Origin of the sequence: Pseudoalteromonas sp. JC3, assembly GCF_030291895.1 — a bacterium.
GTDB lineage: Bacteria > Pseudomonadota > Gammaproteobacteria > Enterobacterales > Alteromonadaceae > Pseudoalteromonas.
Genome location: NZ_CP127855.1, coordinates 3,535,365 through 3,559,385 on the forward strand (window position 1 = coordinate 3,535,365; position 24,021 = coordinate 3,559,385).

The 24,021-nt window shown below is 43.4% G+C and carries 23 protein-coding genes; 7 read left to right on the forward strand and 16 right to left on the reverse strand.

Annotated features, from left to right (window positions below):
• Window positions 1–67 precede the first annotated feature (67 nt).
• The gene (locus tag QSH61_RS15315; protein ID WP_010607619.1) at window positions 68–781 is read left to right on the forward strand and encodes a 3-deoxy-D-manno-octulosonic acid kinase; all 714 of its coding nucleotides are present in this window, start codon (window positions 68–70) and stop codon (window positions 779–781) included.
• On the opposite strand, the gene hldE is transcribed toward QSH61_RS15315, so the two are convergent.
• The 3 genes from hldE to QSH61_RS15330 are packed head-to-tail and all read right to left on the reverse strand — an operon-like array spanning window position 778 to window position 4,305.
• Window positions 778–2,226, reverse strand: a complete 1,449-nt coding sequence (gene hldE, locus QSH61_RS15320; RefSeq protein ID WP_010607618.1) for a bifunctional D-glycero-beta-D-manno-heptose-7-phosphate kinase/D-glycero-beta-D-manno-heptose 1-phosphate adenylyltransferase HldE — start codon at window positions 2,224–2,226, stop codon at window positions 778–780. The two genes, QSH61_RS15315 and hldE, sit on opposite strands and share 4 nt — an antisense overlap.
• The gene (locus QSH61_RS15325) at window positions 2,223–2,819 is read right to left on the reverse strand and encodes an SIS domain-containing protein (protein ID WP_010374612.1); all 597 of its coding nucleotides are present in this window, start codon (window positions 2,817–2,819) and stop codon (window positions 2,223–2,225) included. Before QSH61_RS15325 ends, hldE begins: the two co-directional genes overlap by 4 nt.
• Before the next feature lie 40 nt (window positions 2,820–2,859).
• Entirely contained in the window at window positions 2,860–4,305 is a 1,446-nt protein-coding gene (locus QSH61_RS15330) for a capsule assembly Wzi family protein (RefSeq protein WP_010607617.1), read from the reverse strand.
• A gap of 146 nt (window positions 4,306–4,451) precedes the next feature.
• Here QSH61_RS15330 and waaA point away from each other — a divergent pair, with 146 nt between their 5' ends.
• The gene (gene waaA, locus QSH61_RS15335) at window positions 4,452–5,720 is read left to right on the forward strand and encodes a lipid IV(A) 3-deoxy-D-manno-octulosonic acid transferase (protein WP_010607616.1); all 1,269 of its coding nucleotides are present in this window, start codon (window positions 4,452–4,454) and stop codon (window positions 5,718–5,720) included.
• Window positions 5,721–5,723: 3 nt separating this feature from the next.
• Entirely contained in the window at window positions 5,724–6,266 is a 543-nt protein-coding gene (locus QSH61_RS15340; RefSeq protein WP_174169742.1) for a DUF1415 domain-containing protein, read from the forward strand.
• 66 nt (window positions 6,267–6,332) lie between these two features.
• On the opposite strand, the gene QSH61_RS15345 is transcribed toward QSH61_RS15340, so the two are convergent.
• The 4 genes from QSH61_RS15345 to purL all read right to left on the reverse strand — a co-directional run bounded on the left by QSH61_RS15345 (window position 6,333) and on the right by purL (window position 13,387).
• Window positions 6,333–6,653, reverse strand: coding sequence for a YdbL family probable chaperone protein (locus QSH61_RS15345; protein ID WP_010607614.1), 321 nt, complete (start codon window positions 6,651–6,653; stop codon window positions 6,333–6,335).
• Between the two features lie 9 nt (window positions 6,654–6,662).
• A complete protein-coding gene (locus QSH61_RS15350; RefSeq protein WP_010374602.1) occupies window positions 6,663–6,842 on the reverse strand; it encodes a YnbE family lipoprotein in 180 nt (59 codons plus the stop codon).
• Between the two features lie 3 nt (window positions 6,843–6,845).
• Complete coding sequence (locus QSH61_RS15355; protein ID WP_206472114.1) at window positions 6,846–9,398, reverse strand: intermembrane phospholipid transport protein YdbH family protein; 2,553 nt, start codon at window positions 9,396–9,398, stop codon at window positions 6,846–6,848.
• A gap of 104 nt (window positions 9,399–9,502) precedes the next feature.
• Window positions 9,503–13,387, reverse strand: coding sequence for a phosphoribosylformylglycinamidine synthase (gene purL / locus QSH61_RS15360; protein WP_206472113.1), 3,885 nt, complete (start codon window positions 13,385–13,387; stop codon window positions 9,503–9,505).
• Window positions 13,388–13,588: 201 nt separating this feature from the next.
• On the opposite strand from purL, the gene mltF reads away from it, so the two are divergent.
• Both mltF and QSH61_RS15370 read left to right on the forward strand, forming a co-directional pair.
• Window positions 13,589–15,019 carry a membrane-bound lytic murein transglycosylase MltF gene (gene mltF, locus QSH61_RS15365; RefSeq protein WP_069022778.1) on the forward strand — a complete coding sequence of 477 codons (1,431 nt, stop codon included), beginning with the start codon at window positions 13,589–13,591 and terminating at the stop codon, window positions 15,017–15,019.
• 129 nt (window positions 15,020–15,148) lie between these two features.
• Window positions 15,149–15,331 (forward strand): hypothetical protein, encoded by a 183-nt coding sequence (locus QSH61_RS15370; RefSeq protein ID WP_010374594.1) that lies wholly within the window; start codon window positions 15,149–15,151, stop codon window positions 15,329–15,331.
• Here the strand turns inward: QSH61_RS15370 and tadA are convergent.
• Window positions 15,328–15,828: a tRNA adenosine(34) deaminase TadA gene (gene tadA, locus QSH61_RS15375; RefSeq protein ID WP_069022780.1), complete on the reverse strand. Its 501-nt coding sequence runs from the start codon at window positions 15,826–15,828 to the stop codon at window positions 15,328–15,330. The genes QSH61_RS15370 and tadA overlap by 4 nt on opposite strands.
• A gap of 259 nt (window positions 15,829–16,087) precedes the next feature.
• Between tadA and QSH61_RS15380 the strand changes: the two genes are divergently transcribed.
• Window positions 16,088–17,392: an inosine/guanosine kinase gene (locus QSH61_RS15380; RefSeq protein WP_174169738.1), complete on the forward strand. Its 1,305-nt coding sequence runs from the start codon at window positions 16,088–16,090 to the stop codon at window positions 17,390–17,392.
• A gap of 83 nt (window positions 17,393–17,475) precedes the next feature.
• Here the strand turns inward: QSH61_RS15380 and glsB are convergent, their stop codons facing one another.
• The 7 genes from glsB to rplU form a co-directional block, all read right to left on the reverse strand.
• Window positions 17,476–18,393: a glutaminase B gene (gene glsB, locus QSH61_RS15385; protein WP_174169737.1), complete on the reverse strand. Its 918-nt coding sequence runs from the start codon at window positions 18,391–18,393 to the stop codon at window positions 17,476–17,478.
• Window positions 18,394–18,479: 86 nt separating this feature from the next.
• Window positions 18,480–18,836, reverse strand: a complete 357-nt coding sequence (gene hpf / locus QSH61_RS15390; protein WP_010374586.1) for a ribosome hibernation-promoting factor, HPF/YfiA family — start codon at window positions 18,834–18,836, stop codon at window positions 18,480–18,482.
• Between the two features lie 208 nt (window positions 18,837–19,044).
• The gene (locus tag QSH61_RS15395; protein WP_010607605.1) at window positions 19,045–19,416 is read right to left on the reverse strand and encodes a DUF3718 domain-containing protein; all 372 of its coding nucleotides are present in this window, start codon (window positions 19,414–19,416) and stop codon (window positions 19,045–19,047) included.
• A 79-nt stretch (window positions 19,417–19,495) separates the two neighbouring features.
• Window positions 19,496–19,987 carry a type 3 dihydrofolate reductase gene (gene folA, locus QSH61_RS15400; protein ID WP_029215928.1) on the reverse strand — a complete coding sequence of 164 codons (492 nt, stop codon included), beginning with the start codon at window positions 19,985–19,987 and terminating at the stop codon, window positions 19,496–19,498.
• A 379-nt stretch (window positions 19,988–20,366) separates the two neighbouring features.
• Window positions 20,367–21,524, reverse strand: a complete 1,158-nt coding sequence (cgtA, locus tag QSH61_RS15405; RefSeq protein WP_010374580.1) for an Obg family GTPase CgtA — start codon at window positions 21,522–21,524, stop codon at window positions 20,367–20,369.
• A gap of 168 nt (window positions 21,525–21,692) precedes the next feature.
• Window positions 21,693–21,950, reverse strand: a complete 258-nt coding sequence (gene rpmA, locus QSH61_RS15410) for a 50S ribosomal protein L27 (RefSeq protein WP_010374578.1) — start codon at window positions 21,948–21,950, stop codon at window positions 21,693–21,695.
• 19 nt (window positions 21,951–21,969) lie between these two features.
• Window positions 21,970–22,281, reverse strand: coding sequence for a 50S ribosomal protein L21 (rplU, locus tag QSH61_RS15415; protein WP_010374575.1), 312 nt, complete (start codon window positions 22,279–22,281; stop codon window positions 21,970–21,972).
• Window positions 22,282–22,698: 417 nt separating this feature from the next.
• On the opposite strand from rplU, the gene ispB reads away from it, so the two are divergent.
• A complete protein-coding gene (ispB, locus tag QSH61_RS15420) occupies window positions 22,699–23,670 on the forward strand; it encodes an octaprenyl diphosphate synthase (RefSeq protein WP_174169736.1) in 972 nt (323 codons plus the stop codon).
• Between the two features lie 49 nt (window positions 23,671–23,719).
• On the opposite strand, the gene QSH61_RS15425 is transcribed toward ispB, so the two are convergent.
• Window positions 23,720–23,992, reverse strand: a complete 273-nt coding sequence (locus tag QSH61_RS15425; protein ID WP_010379401.1) for an oxidative damage protection protein — start codon at window positions 23,990–23,992, stop codon at window positions 23,720–23,722.
• Window positions 23,993–24,021: the final 29 nt, after the last annotated feature.

Sequence of the window (24,021 nt, forward strand, 5' to 3'; positions counted from 1 at the left end):
TTTGCAAGTTTCACTGAGGATGAAAAATCGTTAGAATGCCACAATTGACTCTTAAGAATCCTATATTGTGCAAATCACCAAACAGCCGCATAGCTATTTACTAACGCCTTCAACCCTAGATTATGATGTTTCAGAAGAAATGTTTGACCCTGAATATTGGCAGAAAAATAATGCGATTGTCGGCTCGAAAGAAGGCCGAGCAACGGCGTGGTTCGTGCGGTTTAATCAAGGCATAGCGGTACTCAAGCACTATTATCGTGGTGGCTTAATCGGCAAGCTGTTGAGTGATCAATATATTTTTACCAAACTAGAAAATACTCGCGTATATCAAGAGTTTGCTTTGCTAGAGCAACTACAACTACAAGGTTTACCAGTCCCAACACCACTTGGCGCAAGAATATCGCTTCATTTTGGTATTTATCGTGCAGATATTTTGACCGAAGCGGTGTCTGATGCCACCAGTGTTTGCGAAATTTTGCAAGCAAGAACGCTTAGTACAAATGAACTGGAAAGTATCGGCCACACCATTGCTCAGTTTCACCAAGCAGGTGCCTATCACGATGATTTGAACATCAACAATATTTTGTTTGATGCCAACGGCAAAGTATTTCTAATTGATTTTGATAAGGGCAAAATCATGCAGCCAAACTCAAGTTGGCAGCACGCAAACATGGAGCGTTTGCAACGTTCATTTAAAAAAGAGGCCGGCAAATGGCCGACCTTTTATTTTGATGAAAATCAATGGCAAGTATTGATGCAAGCCTATCACAGCGCACGTTAACTTTTTTGTAGCTGTGCCTTTTTAATCACATTGGAAGTCGAGCAGCCATCCAAAAATGCTAACACCTCGACTTTTCCACCTTGATTAAGCACATGCTCTGCACCTGCAATCTCTTCCACTTTATAGTCACCACCTTTGACCAAAATGTCAGGGCTGACCATTTCTATCAGCTTAGCTGGTGTATCATTTTCTTCAATACTGCCAAACGGAATAACCCAATCCACAGAAGCGAGTGCAGATAACACCATTGCCCGCTCTTTCAATGGATTGATTGGACGTTCAGGCCCTTTAAGACGCGAGATTGATTCATCATTATTTAACCCAACGACGAGTCTATCTCCCATCGCTTTAGCTTGCGCTAAATAACGAACATGGCCTGCATGGAGAATATCAAAGCAGCCGTTGGTAAACACAATGGTTTCGCCATTTTGCTTGGCAAAAGTAATATGCTTAAGCACTTCTTCAAATGGCGTTTGGTAGTGCTCGCCCGTTTCTCTAAGGTATTGACCCAGTTTGCGACTCAACTCTTCCGGTGACACCGTTGCAGCACCTAACTTACTCACGGCAATGCCTGCGGCAATATTTGCTACTTCCACCGCGTCTTTAGCAGACATTCCAGCGCCTAACATCGTCGTCAGTGTGGCGATCACGGTATCGCCAGCTCCCGTAACATCACTTACTTCCTGTACTTGAGCTGGGAAATCAAACTTTTCAGTATTGGTTATCAAAGACATGCCTTGCTCAGAGCGCGTCAGCAACATAGCGCCTATCCCTGACGTTTTCAGGAGTTCGCGCGCACTAGAGGTAAGTGCCTCTTCGCTACTTGTGTCTCCACCAGCGAGTTTAAATTCGTTTAAGTTAGGCGTGATAAAATCAGCACCTTGATAGAGGCTCAAGTCACTATTTTTAGGGTCGATAAGTACCGTTTTACCAGCAGCTTTAGCCACCGCAATCATGTCTGAAATGGCGCACAAAGCGCCTTTGTTGTAGTCGCTAAACAACACAAAGTCATACTTATCAACTTCTTGCTTCAGACGCTCAAGTAGGAGTTGACTGTGAGATAACTGAAAGGGCTCTTCTAAATCGAGTCTAACCACTTGCTGATGACGGCTGATCACACGCATTTTTGCGATAGTCGGCAGCTCAACGACGTTAACTAGGCTAGATTCAATATTTTCTTTGGTAAGAATAGCCTCAAGCGTTTTGCCATTGTCATCTTCGCCGATAAGTCCAAGCAAACCCACTTTACCATCTAGGTGAGCGATGTTTTTGGCAACGTTCGCCGCACCACCAGCTTTGTCTTCCAACGCGCTGACTTTCACCACAGGTACTGGAGCCTCAGGAGAAATGCGCCCGGTATCTCCATGCCAGTATCTATCCAACATCACATCGCCAACCACCAATACCTTGGCTTGATTTAGCTGTTGAAGCGCCGCTAACTTCATGCCTCTTGCTCCGCCGCAACGAGCATATCGACCGCTTCGCATAGCCAGTGACCAATAAACATATGCGCTTCTTGAATACGCGCTGTCTCGTCGTTTGCGATAATAATCGGTAATTTAGCAATATCCTTAACTTTGCCACCAGTTCTGCCAGTCAATGCCACGGTAAACGCGCCAATTTCATTTGCGGCTTGAAGTGCCAAATTGATATTAGGGCTCGTACCTGATGTGGTTAAACCAATCACCATATCTTCCGGTTTACAAAGTGCCTGAACTTGACGTTCAAATACGGAGTCAAAGTGATAGTCATTGCTGTGCGCGGTCAAAATTGAGGTGTCGGTAGTCAGTGCAATCGAAGCCAAAGGACCACGCTCTAATTTGTAACGCACCACAAATTCTGCAGCTAGGTGCTGCGCATCTGCCGCGCTGCCACCATTACCAAACCAAATGACCTTACCACCTGCTGCTAATGTACTTTGGCATGCTTCAAGTAGCTCAACACATTCTTGGTGATAGTTTGCCATTGTTTCAAAAACATCAACATGGCGCTGTAAGCTTGCGAAGTAGCTTTGTGCTACTTGTTCATTCAATGACATATTTGTTCCTAAACTATTCTATGCTTGTCCCGCGTGATACCTACCAGTATACATGGACTGATAACCAAGTGTAATTCTCACCGAAGACATCTTTACCCAAGGTTAATTTAGTTTCTACTTGCTTGCTATAAGCTTCACCAATATGCGCCAGCTCAAATTCATAACCAGTTTCATATTCAGCACCAAGCTCATTTAATTCGTTGAAGTATTTACTTTCGTTATCAATAACCGACAGCTTAGCTCGCCACAAAGAACGGTAATCTGCTTGATAAGTACCTTCTAGTACATGGATCTGCGTCGGTGCACCATCATCGAACTGGCGATGGTTGGCAGCAAAGTGTCCCACACCAAACCCATCAATCGTATTGCCTTTAGTTTGATAAATTTCATTGACGTACCAAAGACTTTCCATGTCGGTAAATTCATAGCGTAATGAGGTGGTTGAACTTACATTCGGTAGGAAAATGCCTACGCTAGTCGCTGTATTACCAAACAAATAGTTCTTATGGTTATTAGTATCTTCCCCACCATACTCTAGATACCATTGTGCTCTGGTACCGTAATTTGTAGTGAAACTCGTGGTGATCGTTGCCCATTGGTCGCCAAGTTCATCATCTTGAGTCAGGTCGCCGATTTTATTGTCATTGCCAGCAGGATCTATATAGGCCTTAATAAAGTCCTCAAAATCCACCTTCCTTGGGCCTCCACCAAATTGTAGTACTCGATTTAGACCAATTTTCCAACCATCGATTGGTTCAATACTAAAGTGTGTACCAGCAATTTTCGGTGTACCATCATGCAATGTATTTTGAAAACGAATTCCCTTTTCGACTTTATCTAACTCTGAATAAAACAATTCAACATCAAAATTCCACCAGTTTTTAAGTGGAACAACTAACCCCAATGAAATAGAAGGCCGGTTTTTAGCGTTATTAGAGTAGACCTGAGCCGAATGCTTAAATGGCGAGAACCAATGTTCTTTATAACCTAGGTTAAGCTGTAAATTGCCATAAGATAGCCCGTAAAAAGTGTTATACGCCACCAGCTTGTCTGCTTCTACTCGATACTCAGCACCTATTTGTAGAATACTCGAGTCACCGCCTCGCCATACTCCAGCGAATCCCAATTCGGCATATTCACCACTATAATTACCTCTGTCGTTGGCGATTTGTTTTTCCTCACCACTATCAACACGCAATGTGACAGATCTTTGCGTTAGTGCGTCATCTTGTAAGTAAGGTGCAATTCCCTGACTAATACTCTGTTGTAATGTGGCGTCAATATGCCTAAGCTTCATCAAATGCATCTTGATTTCACTGATACGGTAAGGCTTTGCCATAGGCGTACCAACGGTCAACGCAAACATTTTATCGATTTGATATTCCAACAGCGGATCTTGCCCAATGGGTAAATAGGCTGTTGGGCTTGCAAAAGCGAGATTCGAAGCCAATAAACTACAGCAAGCTAGCACTCGAGCTAAATTCATTTTTGTCATTCCATTACTAATAATGCGTTAGATACTATCAAACCAGAAGCCCCTAGGCATCTGTTGAACTGTGTAAAATTGTGTCGTTCATTCTAATTCAGACAAGAACAAGGTAAAATACTAGGTTTTAAGCTGAAGCAATTTCTATGGCGCGTCATTTATATTCCCTGCTGTTGCTAGTGTTAGCCCCTTTGTTATTGAGCTACCTCTATTTTATTCGAGGTAGAAAAAACCAAGGTTATCGTGTGCATTTTAATGAGCGCTTTGGCCAGGGTATAAGTAAGCTGCCACAACATAGCATTGTGATCCATTGCGCTTCTGTTGGCGAAGTACTTGCAGCAAGCCCGCTTATCAAGTCGATATTGAATGCTTATGACAACACATCAATCATTGTCACCTGTAACACCCCAACAGGTAGAGAAGAGATAACAAAAGCTTTTCGCGCTCAGGTTCAGGTACATGTCTGTTATTTACCTATAGATTTTGCTTTTGCGGTCAGAACATTTTTCACTACCCTGAAGCCCAAACTCCTTATTGTGATGGAAACTGAACTGTGGCCCAATCTTTTTTATTACGCCAAACAAAACCAATGTAAAACCTTGGTAGTCAATGCCAGACTCTCTGAAAAATCATACCAAGGTTATAAAAAGCATGCTTGGTTAACGAAAGGCTTGATGAGCAACATAGATCTGCTTGCAGCCCATAATGAAGAGGACGGCAAGCGTTTCATCAAGCTCGGGCTTGTTCAATCTAAGCTTCACATTACTGGCTCAATCAAGTTTGATATCTCAATCACCGAAGAAGAAATTGCAAAGGCAAGACAGTTTCAAGAAAATTACCCCGAGCGGTTAATTTGGCTTGCAGGATCTACGCATCCTAAGGAGCATGAGCAAGTCATTGCTGCTCATCAACGAGTATTAGAGCAGATAAGTAATGCGTTACTTATTATCGCGCCTCGCCATCCCGAGCAGTTTCAAGCGGTTGCTGACTACCTCAGTGAACAAGAGATCGCTTTTACCAGAAAGAGTAGTAACGGTATAGACGCAGAAGCTTCGGTCTTGTTAGCGGATACTTTAGGGGAATTAAAGTGGCTATTTGGTGGTGCTGATATCGCCTATATTGGTGGTAGCTTGATTGAGCGCGGCGGTCATAACCCACTAGAAGCGGCGGCTCATGGTGTGCCAATATTAACCGGCCCACATACCTATAATTTTGCGCATATATACCCTCAACTTATCGCGCAACAAGGTGCCATCGTAGTCGATGATGAGGACAAGCTTGCCGCTCAAATTATTACGCTATTTGAAGATAAATCGCTTCGAACGCAAATCGGTGCTAACGCTCAATCGGTACTAGTTGAAAATACCGGGGCTATTTCTAAAACCATGACACTAATCAATAAGAGCTTGGAATAATTCATGAATACAGTCATCTCTACAATGCAAAACTGGGTTAGCCAAGTCATTGTAAAATACAACTTTTGCCCGTTTGCTCGACAGGAAGTTGAAAGTAACAGCATTCATTATTTCGTGTCTCAAGCGATAAGCCACGACGATGCCGTAATGGATATGTTAGAGCAGTGCTCAGAGTTAAACCATGAGCCAGAGCGAGAAACAACACTAGTTATATTTGATAAGGGTTTTAGTAATTTTGATGACTTTTTGGATCTCGTCGACCTAGCAAACGCTTTATTAGTAGCGCAAGGGTTTGAAGGCACTTATCAAATTGCCACTTTTCATCCAGATTATGTGTTTGCTGATAGCGATGAGCATGACGCAGCAAACTATACTAACCGCGCGCCCTACCCAACACTCCACTTGATCCGCGAAGAAAGTATGGCCCAAGCATTAGAAGACTATATCGACCCTGAACAGATCCCAGAAAATAATATCCGCCTCGCAAGACGTAAAGGGGAAGCGTTTTGGCAGCATTTGCTGCAGCAATGCCACAAGGTTAAATAACCTAAGCTACGGTTAAATAGTCAAAAGGCTGGTTTAGCCAGCCTTTTCTTGTAAGGTTTTGAATTACTACTTTTTCACCCAGCTGCCATTGACTTGAATATAATGACCTGATTGCGTTTTGTTATACGCTTTTTTAGCCGCTAAAGCCTCTACTTGCTCAAGCGTGATACCGTTCTTTTTCGCTAATTGCTGGTATTTCTGTTTGCGCTTTTCATTCACTTCATCAACTAGCTGCTGTACACCTTGGCCATTTTTAACCACGCCAAGATAGCCCGATGTAGTTTCGCCAACTAAACCCTGTGATTTAGCATCGTCAATGGAAATTGCGAATGCGGCGAAGCTCATACTGAGCCCAATAATTAGGGTAGAGATTGCTTTTAGCTTCATAAATCCTCCTTAGAATAGCTCGCTGTCTTCGCTGAATAAATTGTCGAGTTCTTTATCCACTTTCACGCGGATCTCATGATCTACTTTTACATTTAAGTTGATCGTAATAGGCTCTTTGGTTTCTACTTGCACCTTATGAGTACAAGCACTCAATACCAATAAAGCTGATATCACTAGCATCCATTTCATTCACTAACGCTCCTCTTTATTTAACGCATTTTCCACTTCGCGCGTAATCTCGTCGCTCAAGCGTAGGGCTCGTAATAAGGTAAACACATTTTCTGAGTGTGTATAGTTAAAGTTTACTGGTTGTTGTTGGAGTTTGTTAATTCCTGTAATTTTAACATCTAAGTCCAACCAGCCGTCTTCACTTAAATTTACGCCACTACTCAATTGCTCAATGGTCAACTCGTCAAGTACACCAATCACCGTTTGTAAGCTAGGTTGCTGCTCTTTTAGCGCATTAACTGATGCATTGTTTTCAACCTTTAATAGCCCTTCACCAACATTATGGATATGACCAGAATCAATACGCACCCCAGATGAAGATACTTGTACTGGTAACTTGCCTGAGATCAGCCCTCTGAGCTCAACGCCTGCATCATGCCCAGAGGCGGCAATAAGATCTAAACTCAGTTTATCTAGCGATACCTGAACGACCTGCGGCGTTGAGACCAAACTAACTTCATCAATCCCCACGTTACCGGCAAAAACCTGTGCGTTAATATCTTTTAGTTTAGCCACGCCTGCTTCGCTGAATAGTTGGCCTGTTATTGCTTGAACGATAACACCAGCTCTCAACTCTTCAACACTCAGTGTGGTTGGCTTGAGTTGAATATTAGCTGAACTTATTAGACCAAAGACATCAATCGCTGCATTTTGAATAAGCCGTTCATTAAATAACGCAGAGCCGTTTTGAACGCTCCCGTCTAAGGTAAATATGCGCGTGGATAAATCCCCTTCGAGTACTGCATAGAAGTTACCATGGGTAATTTTTAAGTTCGGTAAAAATGCGTCAATATATGGCTGAAGTTGAGTGAGCTGCTGCGTGGGCACGTGTATTTGTGCTGGATGTTTTAAGCTTGAATATTGATGCTCAAGCAACGCCTTTACACCATCAATATTAACCACATGTGACGCCATCAATCCGCGGCTTTGCTGCCCTTTGCTGTCAATGCTCACGTTTTTCAAACTGAGATCAGCTAAGTTAACTTCTGCTACCTTAGTATTGCCCGACAAGGTTGAAAAGATTTCTCCGGTCGCGACTGAGCCTTGCCAGTGCAGTGTCTGTGCAAACTCATTCAGTTTATAACTCTGCTGTTGTATCTGTGCACTGGTTAAGGTGAGGTTGATATCAAAATCATGTGTAGGCTCAAGCACAACTCGCCCGCTCAACGCACTCTGTTTTGCTGTTACATTCTCAACACTCAGGTTTTGCAGTTTTGAATCAAGCGTTATCGCAAAACTCATTCCTTCAGGTAAGACTCTGTGTAGTAGATGTCCACTTTTGAGTTTTGGCACATCTAGCTGCGCATGTAAGTCAAACGTCAGAGATGGATTATCAATCACCAAATCTGATGTCGATAACTGGGTTGAGAATATGCTCGGCTGAGCCTCAACTGTAATTAGCTTGGTTGGATCACCCAATATTTTGAAGCGGCTATTGAGCTCGAGATTCTCAGCAATAACATCTTGCAGTGTAAGCTTTTGAAGGTCACTTGTGATTTCCCCACTCATATTAACAAAATTTGGCCGCGCACTAAGCGCTCCCACCAGTGTATGCGCGCCCCACTTTTCATCGGAAAATTCAAGGCGAATACCACCATTGACGAAAAGCTCAGTTAAGTCGACTGCTAACTCATTAACTTCAAGCTGTAACGGTTTATCTTTACCTGCCACTTCAAGTAAACCTGTCGCGATTGAATCCGCAGAAATAGTGATTTCACTCGGTAAACGAAGCTGCCAAGTGGTCGGTAACAGTTTGCTATATTCAGAAGTAAGACAATCAAGCATTGATTTCGCTGAAATCGGTTCGGCAAGTGCTATCTTCCCCTGCTGCGTGGCAAAATCATACCGCCCAGACACAGCACCTATATACGCAAAGGTACCTTTACACTCAGCCTGTTCAAGCGCCACTAGAGTTTCAAGTTCTAGCTCTGCGTCTATAGCCAGACTATCGAATTCAAGCTGGCTAGTTCCTGAAAGTGCTTGGATCTGAGGAGGTAACAAAGCGCTGAGGTACTCGCCACTAAGGTCAACATTTGCAGCAATACGCTCTGGCTGCAATGTAACTTCAGCAGCGATGTCACCTGAAACTACAAATTGATTCAGCTCGGACTCCGAAATCGACACGACTAATGGCTTTGGTAATGGCTCACCAGATATAGAGAGCTTGGCAACATGCATTTTGGGTCTGGTGATGTCGAGTGGCAATGTAAGGCGCTGTGGCTGAGTTGCATCTGAATTTTTGGACGGAAGAAGTTGAATGTTCGCTTTTTCAATATTGACTTGGCGCATGCTTAGTTGCGCATCATAAAGCTGGGCATTAAACGCATCTGTCTGCACACATACTTTTGTAATATGGATACGATTGAAGCCCGACAAGCGCCAGTCAAGACAACTGACCTGAAGTTCATTAACTGGTATAAAATGTTTAATGGCCCAGAGCGACAAAGGAACTCTGGCAAGGTAAACACCCACTAAAACACTGAGTATCAACGCTAAGCTCCAAAGCCATTTTTTCATTCGTATCCCTAAAATATGATTGCTATTTCCCTTTCAGTGTACCCGATAGATAATTATCGAGCCATGAATAAAAAAGGTCACCGAAGTGACCTTTTTCAAATATGTTAGCCTACTAGCTTACGCGCATTGCGGAACATACGCATCCAAGGGCTATCTTCTTGCCACTCATCTGGGTGCCAAGAGTTTGCAACTGCTCTGAATACACGCTCAGGGTGCGGCATCATCACAGTTGCACGACCGTCTGTTGACGTCATGCCTGTAATACCAGCAGGTGAGCCATTCGGGTTAGCTGGATACTGAGTGGTTGGATCACCGTAGTTATCAACAAACTTCACAGCAACTGAACCTGAATTCAGTGCCGTTTGTACCGCCGCTTCGCTTGCAAACTCAGCATGACCTTCACCATGTGATACCGCGATTGGCATGCGAGAGCCAGCCATACCATCAAAGAAGATTGACGGGCTTTGCTGTACTTCAACTAAGCTGAAACGCGCTTCAAAACGCTCTGACTTGTTGGTGACAAAACGTGGCCAGTTTTCCGTGCCTGGGATCAGCTCTTTTAATGTAGAAAGCATCTGACAACCATTACAAACACCTAAGCTGAAAGTATCTTGGCGTTGGAAGAAGCCTTGGAATTGCTCACGTGCTGAGTCATGGAATAGGATTGATTTAGCCCAGCCTTCACCAGCACCTAATACGTCACCGTATGAGAAGCCACCACATGCCACTAGGCCTTTGAATTGCTCTAGTGTTAAGCGACCTTCAAGGATATCGCTCATGTGTACGTCGATTGCCGCAAAACCAGCACGATTAAATGCAGCCGCCATTTCGATATGTGAGTTAACGCCTTGTTCACGCAAGATGGCAACTTGAGGCTTTACCCCTTTTGCAATGTAAGGCGCTGCGATATCTTCGTTTAGATCAAAGCTTAGTTTAACGTTAAGGCCCGGATCTTTGTCATCGAACTTAGCGTCAAACTCTTGCTTTGCACAATCTGGGTTATCACGAAGTGCTTGCATCTGGTAAGTTGTCTCAGCCCAGATAGTGCGAAGCTCAGTGCGAGTATTTTCAAGTACTGCCTGACCGCCACGAGTAAAGATAACCTTGTCTTCACCGTTTAGCGTACCGATGCGATGTGCAATATCAGCAATACCGTGCTCGGCAAATACCGCTTCAACCGCAGCGATATCATCATTGCGAACTTGCAATACTGCGCCAAGCTCTTCATTGAATAGCACTTCTAAGTCTGTACCTTGCAGCGCATCTAATTCAATGCTCACACCTGTATGGCCTGCAAACGCCATTTCCGCGGCAGTGGTGAATAGACCACCGTCAGAGCGGTCGTGGTAAGCGATAAGCTTGCCAGACTCAACTAATGTTTGTACCGCATTGTAGAAGCCTTTTAACAGCTCAGGGCTGTCAACGTCAGGTGTCTTGTCGCCAAGTTGCTTGTACACTTGCGCTAAGCTTGACGCGCCAAGACGGTTTTGACCAGCACCTAAGTCAAGTAGGAATAGGCTGGTTTCACCCTTATCAGTACGAAGCTCAGGCGTGACTGTTTTGCGAATATCCTCAACACGACCAAATGCAGTGATGATAAGCGATAATGGCGCAGTCACTGACTTTTCTTCGCCATTTTCATCCCACTTTGTCTTCATCGACATTGAGTCTTTACCAACTGGGATTGTAAGGCCTAATGCAGGACATAACTCTTCACCAACCGCTTTAACCGCTTCGTACAGACCCGCATCTTCGCCTGGGTGACCCGCAGCCGCCATCCAGTTTGCAGAAAGCTTAATGTTGTTTAGGCTACCGATATTAGCACCAGCGATATTGGTTAACGCTTCTGCTACTGCTAGACGCGCTGATGCTCCATAGTTAAGTAGTGCCGCAGGGGTGCGCTCACCCATCGACATCGCTTCACCGTGGTAAGTATCGTAAGTTGCCGCAGTTACCGCGCAGTTAGCGACTGGTACCTGCCAAGGGCCAACCATTTGGTCACGTGCAACCAGACCCGTTACGGTTCTGTCACCAATCGTGATAAGGAATGTTTTCTCAGCAATCGTAGGTAGGCGAAGTAAACGCTTAGCTGCATCTTCAAGTTCAATACCAGCTGTATCTAATGCTGTACCCACTACACGCTTTGACTCAACGTCACGATGCATTTTAGGTGGCTTGCCAAGTAATACGTCTAGTGGCAGGTCCACAGGATTATTATCAAAGTGGCTATCAGCTACTGTTAGATGACGCTCTTCCGTCGCTTCACCGATTACCGCATATTGTGCGCGCTCACGCTTACAAATTGCTTCAAAGCGAGCAAAGTCTTCCGCTGCAACAGCCAATACATAGCGCTCTTGCGACTCGTTACACCAGATTTCGTGTGGTGCCATACCTGGTTCATCGTTCGGGATGTTACGCAGCTGGAATTTACCACCACGGCCGCCGTCGTCGACAAGCTCAGGAAATGCATTTGATAAACCACCCGCGCCCACATCATGAATAAACGCGATTGGGTTATCATCACCAAGCTGCCAACATTTATCGATCACTTCCTGACAACGACGTTCCATTTCAGGGTTTTCACGCTGAACAGAAGCAAAGTCTAAATCTTCGTTTGATTGGCCAGATGCCATTGATGAAGCTGCACCACCGCCAAGACCGATGTTCATTGCAGGACCACCAAGTGCGATTAGCTTAGCACCTACAGGGATCGAGCCTTTTTGCACGTGATCTTCACGGATATTACCTAAACCACCTGCGATCATGATTGGCTTGTGGTAACCACGTACTTCAGCGCCATTATGGCTTTCTACTTTTTCTTCGTAAGTACGGAAGTAACCCAATAGGTTTGGACGACCAAACTCGTTGTTAAATGCAGCACCACCAAGTGGTCCATCAAGCATGATGTCTAATGCATTAACAATGCGTCCTGGTTTACCAAAGTTAGTTTCCCAAGGTTGCTCAAAACCTGGAATACGAAGGTTAGAAACCGTGAAGCCAACTAAACCTGCTTTTGGCTTAGAACCACGACCGGTTGCACCTTCATCGCGGATTTCGCCACCTGAACCTGTTGATGCGCCAGAAAATGGAGCAATCGCCGTTGGGTGGTTGTGCGTTTCCACTTTCATCAGAATGTGGATATCTTCCTCGTGGTAAGCGTATTCGCCGTCAGTATTTGGGAAGAAACGACCCGCTTTAGAGCCAGTCATTACTGCCGCGTTATCCTTATAAGCCGACAATACATTGTCGCTATTGGTTTCGTAGGTGTTCTTAATCATTTTAAACAGCGACTTAGGCTGCTCTACACCATCGATAGTCCAATCAGCGTTGAAAATTTTGTGACGACAGTGCTCAGAGTTTGCTTGAGCGAACATGAACAGTTCGATGTCATTAGGGTTACGACCTAGCTTTTCAAAGCTTTCGACTAAGTAGTCAATTTCGTCATCAGCTAGTGCAAAGCCCTGCTCAACGTTCGCAACCGCAAGTGCTTCACGGCCGCCGCCAAGAATATCCACTGAAGACATCGGGCGAGGCGTTTCCGTGCGGAATAATTTAGCAGCATCATCAAGCTCTGCATGAACAGATTCGGTCATGCGGTCATGAAGTAACTGTGCAACTTCTTCGAACTGAGCTTGTGTAAGTTCACCCTCAACATAATAAGCAATACCACGCTCAACACGGTGTACTTGCGTAAGACCACAGTTGTTTGCAATATCTGTCGCTTTAGAAGCCCAAGGAGAGATAGTTCCGATCCTTGGTGTTACCAAGATCAGTTTGCCCTCTGGCGTGTGCTCCGTAATAGTCGGTCCATACTTTAACAGGCTGTTTAGCTTAGTTAACTCAGCCTCTGAAAGCTCAGCCGTTAAATCAGCAAAATGCATAAACTCGGCATAAACATTGATAACTGGTAATTGAGCTGCAGCGCAGGTTTTAAGGATCTTTTGGACTTTGAAATCTGAAAGTGCAGGTGCACCACGTAGGATTAACATAGGTATTTTCATCCGGGGTTAAGGATTGAACGATATCTTTGGGCGCTCATTATAGTGGAAATAGCGCGCGGAATTAACACTAATTTGTCAAAACTAGAAAATATCATGCAAATCTATCATTACCTTAAGTTAATTCGGCTTTTGCAATTATGATTTTGCTGCGGTAAGTTGGGATTTCGAGCGCAAAAGAGAACCTAGGTCATGTTTAAATACATCTTTATGTGCTTTGTTGTCATCTGTTTAGTTGGGTGCGACAAAGCCCCTCTTAATCAGTTGCAACATGTAAAACAAAATAAGGTATTACGTGTTGGCACGCTCGCGGGCCCGGGAAACTACTACCAAGGCACCACTGGAGAACAAGGGTTCGAATATGAACTGGCGAGTGAATTTGCCAATGAGCTTGGTGTTGAATTACACATCGTTCCTTACTTTAATTTAGATGAGTTATTTGCAAGGCTAGATGCCGGGGACTTAGATATCGTTGCCTCCGCAGTAAGCTTTCACCCATCAAGAACAGCGCAATATCGTTTTGGCCCGACGTATAGAATGATCAGTCAAAAGCTCGTGTACAAACAAGGGAGAGAATGGCCAAGAGACTTTGATGATATTAAAGCGCCAATTACCGTACTAGCACACAGCAACCATGTTATTGCCCTCGAAGAAGCAAAAACAAGCCATCCTCATTTGAGTTGGGAAGTTGTCTCAGATAAAGGTGAAGAAGAGCTGCTTCAGGCCATCATTGACGGAGAGATTGACTACACCATCACAGACTCACATTCACTGGCCCTATTTAGACGCTACCACCCAACCGTCAGTATTGCGTTTTCAGTTACAAAAGATGAACATGTGGCGTGGATGATGCGTAACGAAAAAGACGATTCGTTATATGCGTTGCTGCCTGCATTTTTTGCCCGAGTACAACAAAACAACTTTTTGGCCACACTCGAAGAGAAGTATTTTGGTCATATCGAAGAGTTTAACTATGTAAACACCTTAGCTTTTGTCGAAGCTGTACATAGTACCTTACCCACCTATCTCAAGTGGTTTAAAAGTTATTCGAAACAGCACAATATCGATTGGCGTTTGCTGGCTGCAGTCAGCTATCAAGAATCGATGTGGGATCCCAGAGCTAAGTCTCCAACAGGGGTTCGTGGCATCATGATGCTAACACAACCCACGGCTAAAAAAGTTGGCGTGACAAACCGCCTCAATGCGCAGCAAAATATTGAAGGTGGCGCCAAATACCTACGTATTTTATTCGACCGTATGCCTGAAGAAATACAGCAGCCCGATAGTACTTGGCTTGCCCTTGCTTCTTACAATGTGGGCTGGGGACATGTGCGAGATGCACGTAACATTACTGCGGATCAAGGAGGCGATCCGAATAACTGGGCTGACGTTAAAAAACGACTACCACTACTTACTAAAAAGCGCTACTATCGAAATACAAGATATGGATATGCTCGTGGTGATGTTGCGGTAACGTATGTAGATAATATTCGCCGCTATTATGATGCACTTGTATGGTTGGAAGACAACGGTGCACTCCTACCTGACAGCAGTAAAGCCTCTTCGCAAACGACTCCGGTTGATAATCCAGACAAAGCAAGTGAAGTCGAGAAGCAGCAGTAATTTATATTTACTAAACTGGCTTGATAAATGCTTCAAAAGGTCATAAATCTGTCATAGGCATAGCGTATTTATACTAAATTAATATTTGGGGGCGGTACCCCCACCTAATCTCTCACATTCGGAGGTTCTATGTTGAGAAGACGTCGGAATCATCAATTTAAACGTAACACCAAATACACGTCGCCAAATCGCCGTCGTGTCATGATGAAAAATGCACACCGTAAAATGCTCTTGCGCCATCGTATTTTTGCGCTAATTCAAATGGAAGAGCAAAGGGACGCGAAAACAGCCACTGCGGTAGTACAACCCTAAGTACTACCGTTTTTCAACTTTTTTGCAGCTTTAATCTCTTGGCGTCTGCGCTTAAAAAATGCAGACAGCTTTTCGCCACATACTTCACCCAATACGCCCGATGTAACTTCTAGTTGGTGGTTGAGCTTTTCATGCTGTAACAAGTTCATTATCGAACCAGCCGCGCCCGTTTTTGCATCCGAGGCACCAAACACCACTCGGCTCAAGCGGCTATGGACCAGTAAACCAGCACACATAGGACATGGCTCAAGCGTCACATATAAAGTGCAATCAATCAGCCGATAATTTTCAACGACTTTACCAGCTTCTCTAATAGCCATCATTTCAGCGTGAGCCGAAGGATCATGACAGGTAATTGAACGGTTCCAACCCGCAGCTATCATTTCACCACCTTTCACTACAACAGCGCCGACAGGAATTTCATTCTCGGCTTCAGCTTTGTCAGCAAATGCTAACGCCACTTTCATCCAATATTGATCATCTTTTACTTCTGACATGGTAATTTTATAGTCGTCCTCACCTAAAATGGAGTATATCACCTCCAGCAGAGCTCCGGTTAAGCTGCTATTCTTAAATAATCATAGTCACCAATACAGCTGCTTTTATAAGCAAACTCAGGATGTTACCAACATCTTTTTAATATTTTGCGGACATTATTGATAATTTTCGCAATTTTGCCGTGGCTCACAGGGTTGGATTTACGCTATAATTCGCCGCTTTTTTTATTTCGTAAGCTCAAAAACACACGGGTAGAATATGAAATTTCCGGGACGCCGTAGGCATAAACACTATTTTCCGGTGGAAGATAAAGATCCGCTTATTAACCAGTTACACGCTGATGATCGGCTAAAAAGGAGCTATATCTGTGGTATAGATCAAATCGTCGTTGATATTGAAGCGAAAGTGGATCAAGCTTTTCTTGATGAATTCCACTTACAGCGTGGTATGTCACAAGTGATAGACAATGATGTCACCAACGCCCTTTATGATAGGCTAAAACGTGATGACATGATCGACTATGAATTTGCCGGCGGTACCATAGGTAACACCATGCACAACTATTCGGTGCTAGCAGATGACCGCTCAGTCCTACTTGGGGTGATGAGTGAAAACATAAAAATTGGCAGCTACGCCTATAAATTTTTATGTAACACCTCAAGCCGAGTTGATCTAGACTACTTGCAGCCAGTTGATGGCCCCATTGGTCGTTGTTTTACACTTATTGATGACAGTGGTGAGCGAACTTTTGCTATCAGCGCAGGATTAATGAATCACCTACGTCCTGAGTCTATTTGCCAAACGCTTATCGAAGAATCATCGGCGTTAGTGATCAGCGCTTACTTAATGCGTACAAGTGGCGATGAAACCATGACACAAGCAACAATGCAGGCGGTTGAGTATGCCAATAATGCCGGCATACCCGTAGTATTGACGCTTGGTACTAAGTTCTTAATTGAACAAGACCCCAAATGGTGGGCTGACTTCGTTGCTAAACATGTTGATATCCTTGCGATGAACGAAGAAGAAGGAGAGGCGATCACAGGCTTTAGCGATCCACTTCTCGCTGCGGATAAAGCACTGGACTGGGTTGATCTGGTCATCTGTACTGCGGGCCCTAAAGGGTTGTTTATGGCGGGTTATGTTGATGACTGCTGTAAGCGTGTGACTGAATACCCATTACTTCCCGGTGCTATTCCTGAATTTAATCGCTACGAATTCTCACGCGCAATGAAAAAAGCCCAGTGTGAACAGCCTATCAGAGCATACAGCCATACCGCTCCTTATATGGGTGGACCAGACATCATCAAGAATACTAATGGTGCAGGTGACTGCGCTCTTGCCGCTGTTTTGCATGATATTTGTGCCAATGAATACCATAAACTAAATGTACCAAACTCAGCAAAACATGAGCAAAGTGCAATTACCTATTCATCGCTGGCACAGATAAGCAAGTATGCAAACCGTGCAAGCTACGAGGTACTCGTTCAACACTCTCCAAGGTTATCGCGAGGCCTACCTGAGCGTGAAGACTCACTAGAGCAATCATACTGGGAACAATAACGGTTCTTAGCTTGTTTAGGATTGGTAAAAATAGCGACTTCGGTCGCTATTTTTATATCAGCTAGTTTGTATATAACTTGGCATCAAAAAATAGCAGTACCAAGTTCGTTGGATAGGTATTCTAATGCCGCGATCCCAGCCAAAGAGTTACCAACTTTATCAAGCCCTGGCGACCATACCGAAACCGTAAAACGATTGGGTACGATGGCGATTATCGCCCCCCCGACACCAGACTTGCCAGGCATCCCCACTCGATAACCGAAGTCACCAGCTGCATCGTAAAGACCACTCGTAAACAACAGCGAGTTCATTTGCTTGGTTTGTTTTTTGGTAAGTATCCGCTGTTTTGATAAGTTGCAGTAACCCTGACTAGACAGATAGGAAAATGACTTCGCCAACTCAGTGGTATTCATTTCAATTGCGCAAAAATTGAAATATGACCACAACACATCCTCGACTTCATTATTAAAATTGCCAAATGACTTCATCAAATAAGCCATCGCTGCATTTCTATACCTGTGATCATATTCAGACTGCGCCACAACCTTATTAATACACAGCTTGTCGTTACCAGACATCGCTCTATAGCTTTCTAGCATGGTATGAATTGGAGCAGATAAACGAGAGTACAGCGCATCACAAGTTACAATGGCACCTGCATTTATAAATGGATTTCTTGGAATGCCATTTTCGAACTCAAGCTGAGTTAAGGAGTTAAAAGCTGTACCCGAAGGCTCTTTCCCTACCCGACTCCAAAGCTCGTCACCATAGCGCTGCAGCGCTAACGTCAATGTCATTACTTTGGATACTGATTGAATCGTAAATCGGGCTTCAGTATCTCCGGCACTATAAGTTTCGCCATCTACCGTATGCAGTGAAACAGAAAATTGTTCTAATGGCTGCTCAGCTAAAGCTGGAATATAGTTAGCAACTTTGCCTTGGCGTAACAACGGTTGAACTCGCTGCACAGCCTGTTCTAAAATTTCTTGGTAATTTGGCATATGCTCGTAATTAAGGCTAGCTAGGATGATTGGGGAAGTGTATCAAAAAAGGCCCCGTAGGGCCTGATGTTTATCTGAAACTATGGTTATTTCAGTTCCATTTCTTGAATGATCTCGTGCGCAATAGGTGGCGTTGTACTCACCGGCTTCTGATGTTTATTGGCTTTTAACTGACCTTTTCGGTGCTTCAAAGCTGCATCCAACTTTTTAGACGCTTTGGCAATAGCAGGATACATCACTTCGTCTTCACCTTTTACCGATATTCGGCTACCAGCGTAGTTTGTACTTATCTCCGTGTAAAATTGTTTGTGTTCTTTGCTGACGATGATGTCTAGGGATAACAACGACGGAAAATGGTTAGCGATCTTGGCAAACTTTTCATGAACGTGGTTTTTAACAGCATCGGTTACATCTACGTGATGGCCAGATAAATTAATCTTCATATGCAATCCTTCTTTTGCGTTTACCCTTAACAATAGTATTGGCACGATTACTCGATTTCTCAAGAGCCTTAGCAAAAATTTATTACAAAAATTGGAAGGAAGCTGATTCTAATCAAAAAAACATTTCTAGAAAAATTACGCGATAATAAATCCAGGCATAAAAAAAGCCCTAGTAAGGGCTCTTTTCATATTGCGTTAAACTTTACAATTAAAGGCCTGCACGCTCTTTGATGACAGCAATCAATGCTGAACCACCGTGGTTTGACTCAGCCCATGCTAAATCTTTACCGTCTTCTAACGCGCTTTTTGGAATACTTTTAATAATGTATTCCCCAGCATCGTTTGCGTTACTAGCAATTGCATGTCTTAGTAAGTTATTACCGTTGCACTGAATTGCATCGTAAACATTACGCATTTTAAGGCGTGATGTTTTCAAAGCGTTACGAATGCGATTTTTATCGTCCGCAGCGATATATTCACATATAGAAAGCGCCAACTGATCGTTTGCACTTACCGGTTTGCTGAAAGAAAAAGCAGCAACAGCGATGGAAGCTGACAGTAGCACGGTAGTTAATTTCATTACACAGACCCTTTAATACTTTATTCGTAGCATATAACTGGCTATATTTTAGCAACCTAAACAATTGTTAGCAAGAAACTCATAGTTTTTTGTTCAGAGTTACGAATTTATAACTATGGTTATTTCTCTCGTCAGGTTCGTTACACTCAGTTTCAAGCACTTCCCATTCAGCAACCTGCTCGTAGTCAGGAAATTGAGTATCCCCTTCAACCTCTAAATCGATGAAGGTCAAATAGAGTCGCTGAGCATAAGGTAGAAATATGTCATATATATGACCACCACCAATTATCATAATTTCGTCACACCCTTCAACAGTACTCAATGCGGCTTCAGGCGAAGCGACGACCTCTATACCTTCCTGAGTGTAGTCAAGATTTCTGGATATCACTATGTTTCTACGACCCGGCAGAGGCCTACCAATAGACTCAAATGTTTTTCGACCCATGATCACTGGTTTACCTAGCGTAACCTTTTTGAAATGTTGAAGATCTGCAGGTAAGTGCCACGGCATATCGTTATCTTTTCCGATAATACGGTTATTTGCCATCGCAGCTATCATTGAAATTACCACAACGCACCTTTATAGTATTTTAGTATTAGTTTATACATACAATTAGCATGCAAGATGTTTGATTAACCTGAACTCGGGATAAGAAGTAAGTTAATCCACTAAAATCACTAAGCTCAAAAGCGTAGTATCACTCTAGCCAGAAGTTATTTCTTAATACAAGGCAAATTTGTGCATCAATAGCTGGCCTATTGCAAACAAATTTAACGCAGTAGTAAGGGATAACAGCTGCTAGAGAACAAGTTGTTATCCCGAGTTCAGGTTGATTAGTATATCATCTTCAATACAATTGCGGCGAGAATACTGAGTTGAAGTAATATACCGTTCAAATAGGCATAAAAAAGGCCCATTTAATGGGCCTCTAGAATAAATTCAATGTAACTTAACGCTCGTAAATAACTTCAACATCATAGTCGTCGTCATCCCAATCATCCCAGTCATCATCGTCGCTCTTATCATTTTTAGTTGCATGTCTATGGTATGTGTCCCACTTAAATTCAACTTCTTCTTGCTGCTCTTCTTCGAATTTATCTTTTGGCATGCTTTCAAGAAGGTTCATGATATCAAAGCATAAAGGTTGCGTATTTAACTTGTTTGCAGCAGAGATCATATAAAAGTTTTCTGCGTCTAGCTCTTCAGCAATACGAGCGCATACTTCTTCTCTTTCTTCTTCAAGCAATAAATCCACTTTATTTAGCACTAACCAACGAGGCTTTTCCGCTAATTTAGGGCTGTACTGATGCAGTTCGTTAATAATAGCGAAGCCATTCTCGACAGGATCACTACCGTCAACCGGCATCACATCAATAATGTGCAATAACACTCGACAGCGCTCTAAGTGCTTTAAGAAACGAATGCCAAGGCCAGCGCCGTCCGCTGCACCTTCAATTAGGCCTGGGATATCAGCAATTACAAATGACTTGCTCGCTTCTGGTCTTACAACACCTAGATTAGGCACTAGCGTGGTAAATGGATAGTCAGCGACTTTTGGTTTGGCAGCAGATACACTGCGGATAAACGTAGATTTACCAGCATTTGGCAGACCTAATAAACCAACGTCTGCAAGCAGCATTAATTCTAAGCGAAGGTTACGAACTTCACCTTGAGTACCTAGTGTTTTCTGTCTTGGTGCGCGATTAGTACTTGACTTAAAACGCGTATTGCCAAGGCCATGATACCCACCTTTCGCTACGATCAGCTTTTGTCCATTTTTGGTCAAATCACCTAAACACTCTTCAGTATCGACATCTGTAACTCTTGTACCAACTGGTACCTTAAGTACTAAGTCCTGACCTTTTTTACCGGTACAATTACGACCTTGACCATTGGTACCACGCTCAGCCCTGTGAAAGCGTTCAAACTGATAGTCGATAAGCGTATTTAAATTTTCATCAGCCTGCAGGAATACACTACCGCCATCGCCACCATCACCACCGTCTGGGCCACCATCTGGCACAAACTTTTCGCGGCGGAATGAAACGACACCACTGCCCCCATCTCCGGCTTCCGCTCTAATCTCTACTTCATCGACAAACTTCATGGTTTAAACTCTTTAACTCTGTCTGAATTCACTACACCATTATAGCAGCAGCGACAAATCGCTCCTAATACCAATTGTATTAATACGCCTTGATATAGCTAATTTGGTAATTGATGTGCTGAAAACAAAAAACCCCGCCTAAGCGGGGTTTTTAGTATTTAATACCGATTACTCAGCAACGATGCTAACGTATTTACGGTTTAAAGGACCTTTCTGCTCAAAAACAACTTTACCGTCTGCTTTTGCGAAGATTGTGTGGTCTTTACCGATACCTGCGTTAGAACCAGCGTGGAACTTAGTACCACGTTGACGAACGATGATGCTACCCGCTAAAACTGATTCGCCACCAAAACGTTTAACACCTAAGCGTTTACTTTCTGAATCGCGACCGTTACGAGTACTACCAGCTGCCTTCTTATGTGCCATCTTTCTGTACCTCTAAAAATTAAGCGCTAATGCCAGTGATTTTAACTTCAGTGAACCACTGACGGTGGCCCATCTGCTTACGAGAATGCTTACGACGTCTAAACTTAACAATCTTAATCTTCTCGCCACGACCGTGAGATACAACTTCAGCTGTAATTTTACCACCGTTAACAAACGGTGCACCGATCTCGATCTTTTCACCATCAGCAATTAGAAGTACTGAATCAAATTCAACTGCTGCACCAGTTTCAACGTTTAGCTTTTCTAAACGAATTGTTTGACCTTCAGTCACACGGTGCTGTTTACCACCACTTTGGAAAACCGCGTACATAATTAACTCCGTCTGTGCGCCCTCAAATCGACGCAACTTAATATTCTTCAATAGGGCGCGAAGTTTACGCTAATGCGTATCTTGGCGCAAGAGTAAATTTGAAGAAAGTGAATAAAATTTAGCTCGTATGAGGGCAATCAAATATTTTCCCCTATTCTAGTCAAAAAAATGTCAAAGCCAAGCTCTTTTTTCTCTCAATTCATTAGACAAAAGGCGACTCTATAGTTTACCTAATACAGTACCAAATGAGATTTCACCGTACCTATTTCACCCCTTGCGAAACCATTGAAAGCACAAAAAGTAAGCATAAAAACGTTTTTTTATAAGCAACTACGACAATTTATCGAGTCGATGATTTTTTTGTAGTACAATCGCCGAGTTTATTCATTTTCGGTTAATAGATTGGCTCGGAGCGCAATGGATATAAAAACTATCCAAAATTTGGTTGAGCAAGATATGCTTGACGTCAACCAACTTATACATCAACAAATGCAATCTGATGTTGCACTTGTAAAACAACTAGGTTTATACATTGTAAATAGCGGAGGAAAACGCATCCGCCCAATGTTGGCCCTTTTGGCTGCACGAGCATTAGGTTACGAAGGTGATAAACACATCACACTAGCGACAATTGTAGAGTTTATTCACACAGCAACCTTACTCCACGATGACGTGGTTGATGAGTCATTGCTGCGCCGTGGAGAACCGACTGCAAATGCTGAATTTGGAAATGCGGCAAGCGTATTAGTCGGTGACTTTATCTACACTCGCTCATTCCAGTTGATGGTTGGTCTTGGTAATATGGAAGTCATGCAGATTTTGGCCGATGCGACTAATATCATCGCAGAAGGCGAGGTGTTACAGTTAATGAACTGTAATGACCCAGATACAACTGAAAAGAGTTATATGCAGGTTATCTACAGCAAAACGGCAAAGCTATTTGAAGCTGCAACTTTACTACCCGCTGTAGTGCTAGAGCAATCCGACGAAATTAAAACTGCGCTTAAGCTTTACGGTATGCATTTAGGCACTGCCTTCCAACTTGTAGACGATATTCTTGATTACAGTGCTAACGCAGAATTACTTGGCAAGAATATTGGCGATGATCTCGCCGAGGGTAAACCTACGCTTCCGCTTATTTATGCAATGCAGTATGCAAATGCTCAGCAATCATCTCAGATCAGAACAGCGATAGAAAGTGGTAATGGACTTGATTATCTTGAAGATATTTTAGCAACACTAGCCGAGACCAAAGCACTTGACTTCACGATGGCTAAAGCCCAAGAAGAAGCCCAAAAAGCGATTGCACAATTGAGCGTTTTACCTGACTCAGTGCACAAAGAAGCGCTTATAGGACTTGCTAAACTTTCTGTGGATAGAGAGTATTAATCGTCTCCTAACCAGTTTATGAGCTATAAAAAGGTCGTTGATGCGACCTTTATTTTTCTGGTGGCCTGTAGCCTTCAATTTCGACTTCTTTATCTTCAAACAAAAAGCCGACCATCTGCTCTTCAAGCATTTGCCTGTGCTCAGGATCCATCATATTAAGATGCTTTTCGTTGATTAGCATAGTTTGCTTATGCTGCCATTGCTGCCAAGCTTCTTTGGAGATGTTATTAAATATACGTTCACCAACTTCTCCTGGATACAGTTGAAAATCCAGTCCAGGCGCTTCCTTTTGTAACTTTTGACAAAATACCGTACGTGCCATGAGTATCTACCTCTTCAATTTTAATCGTG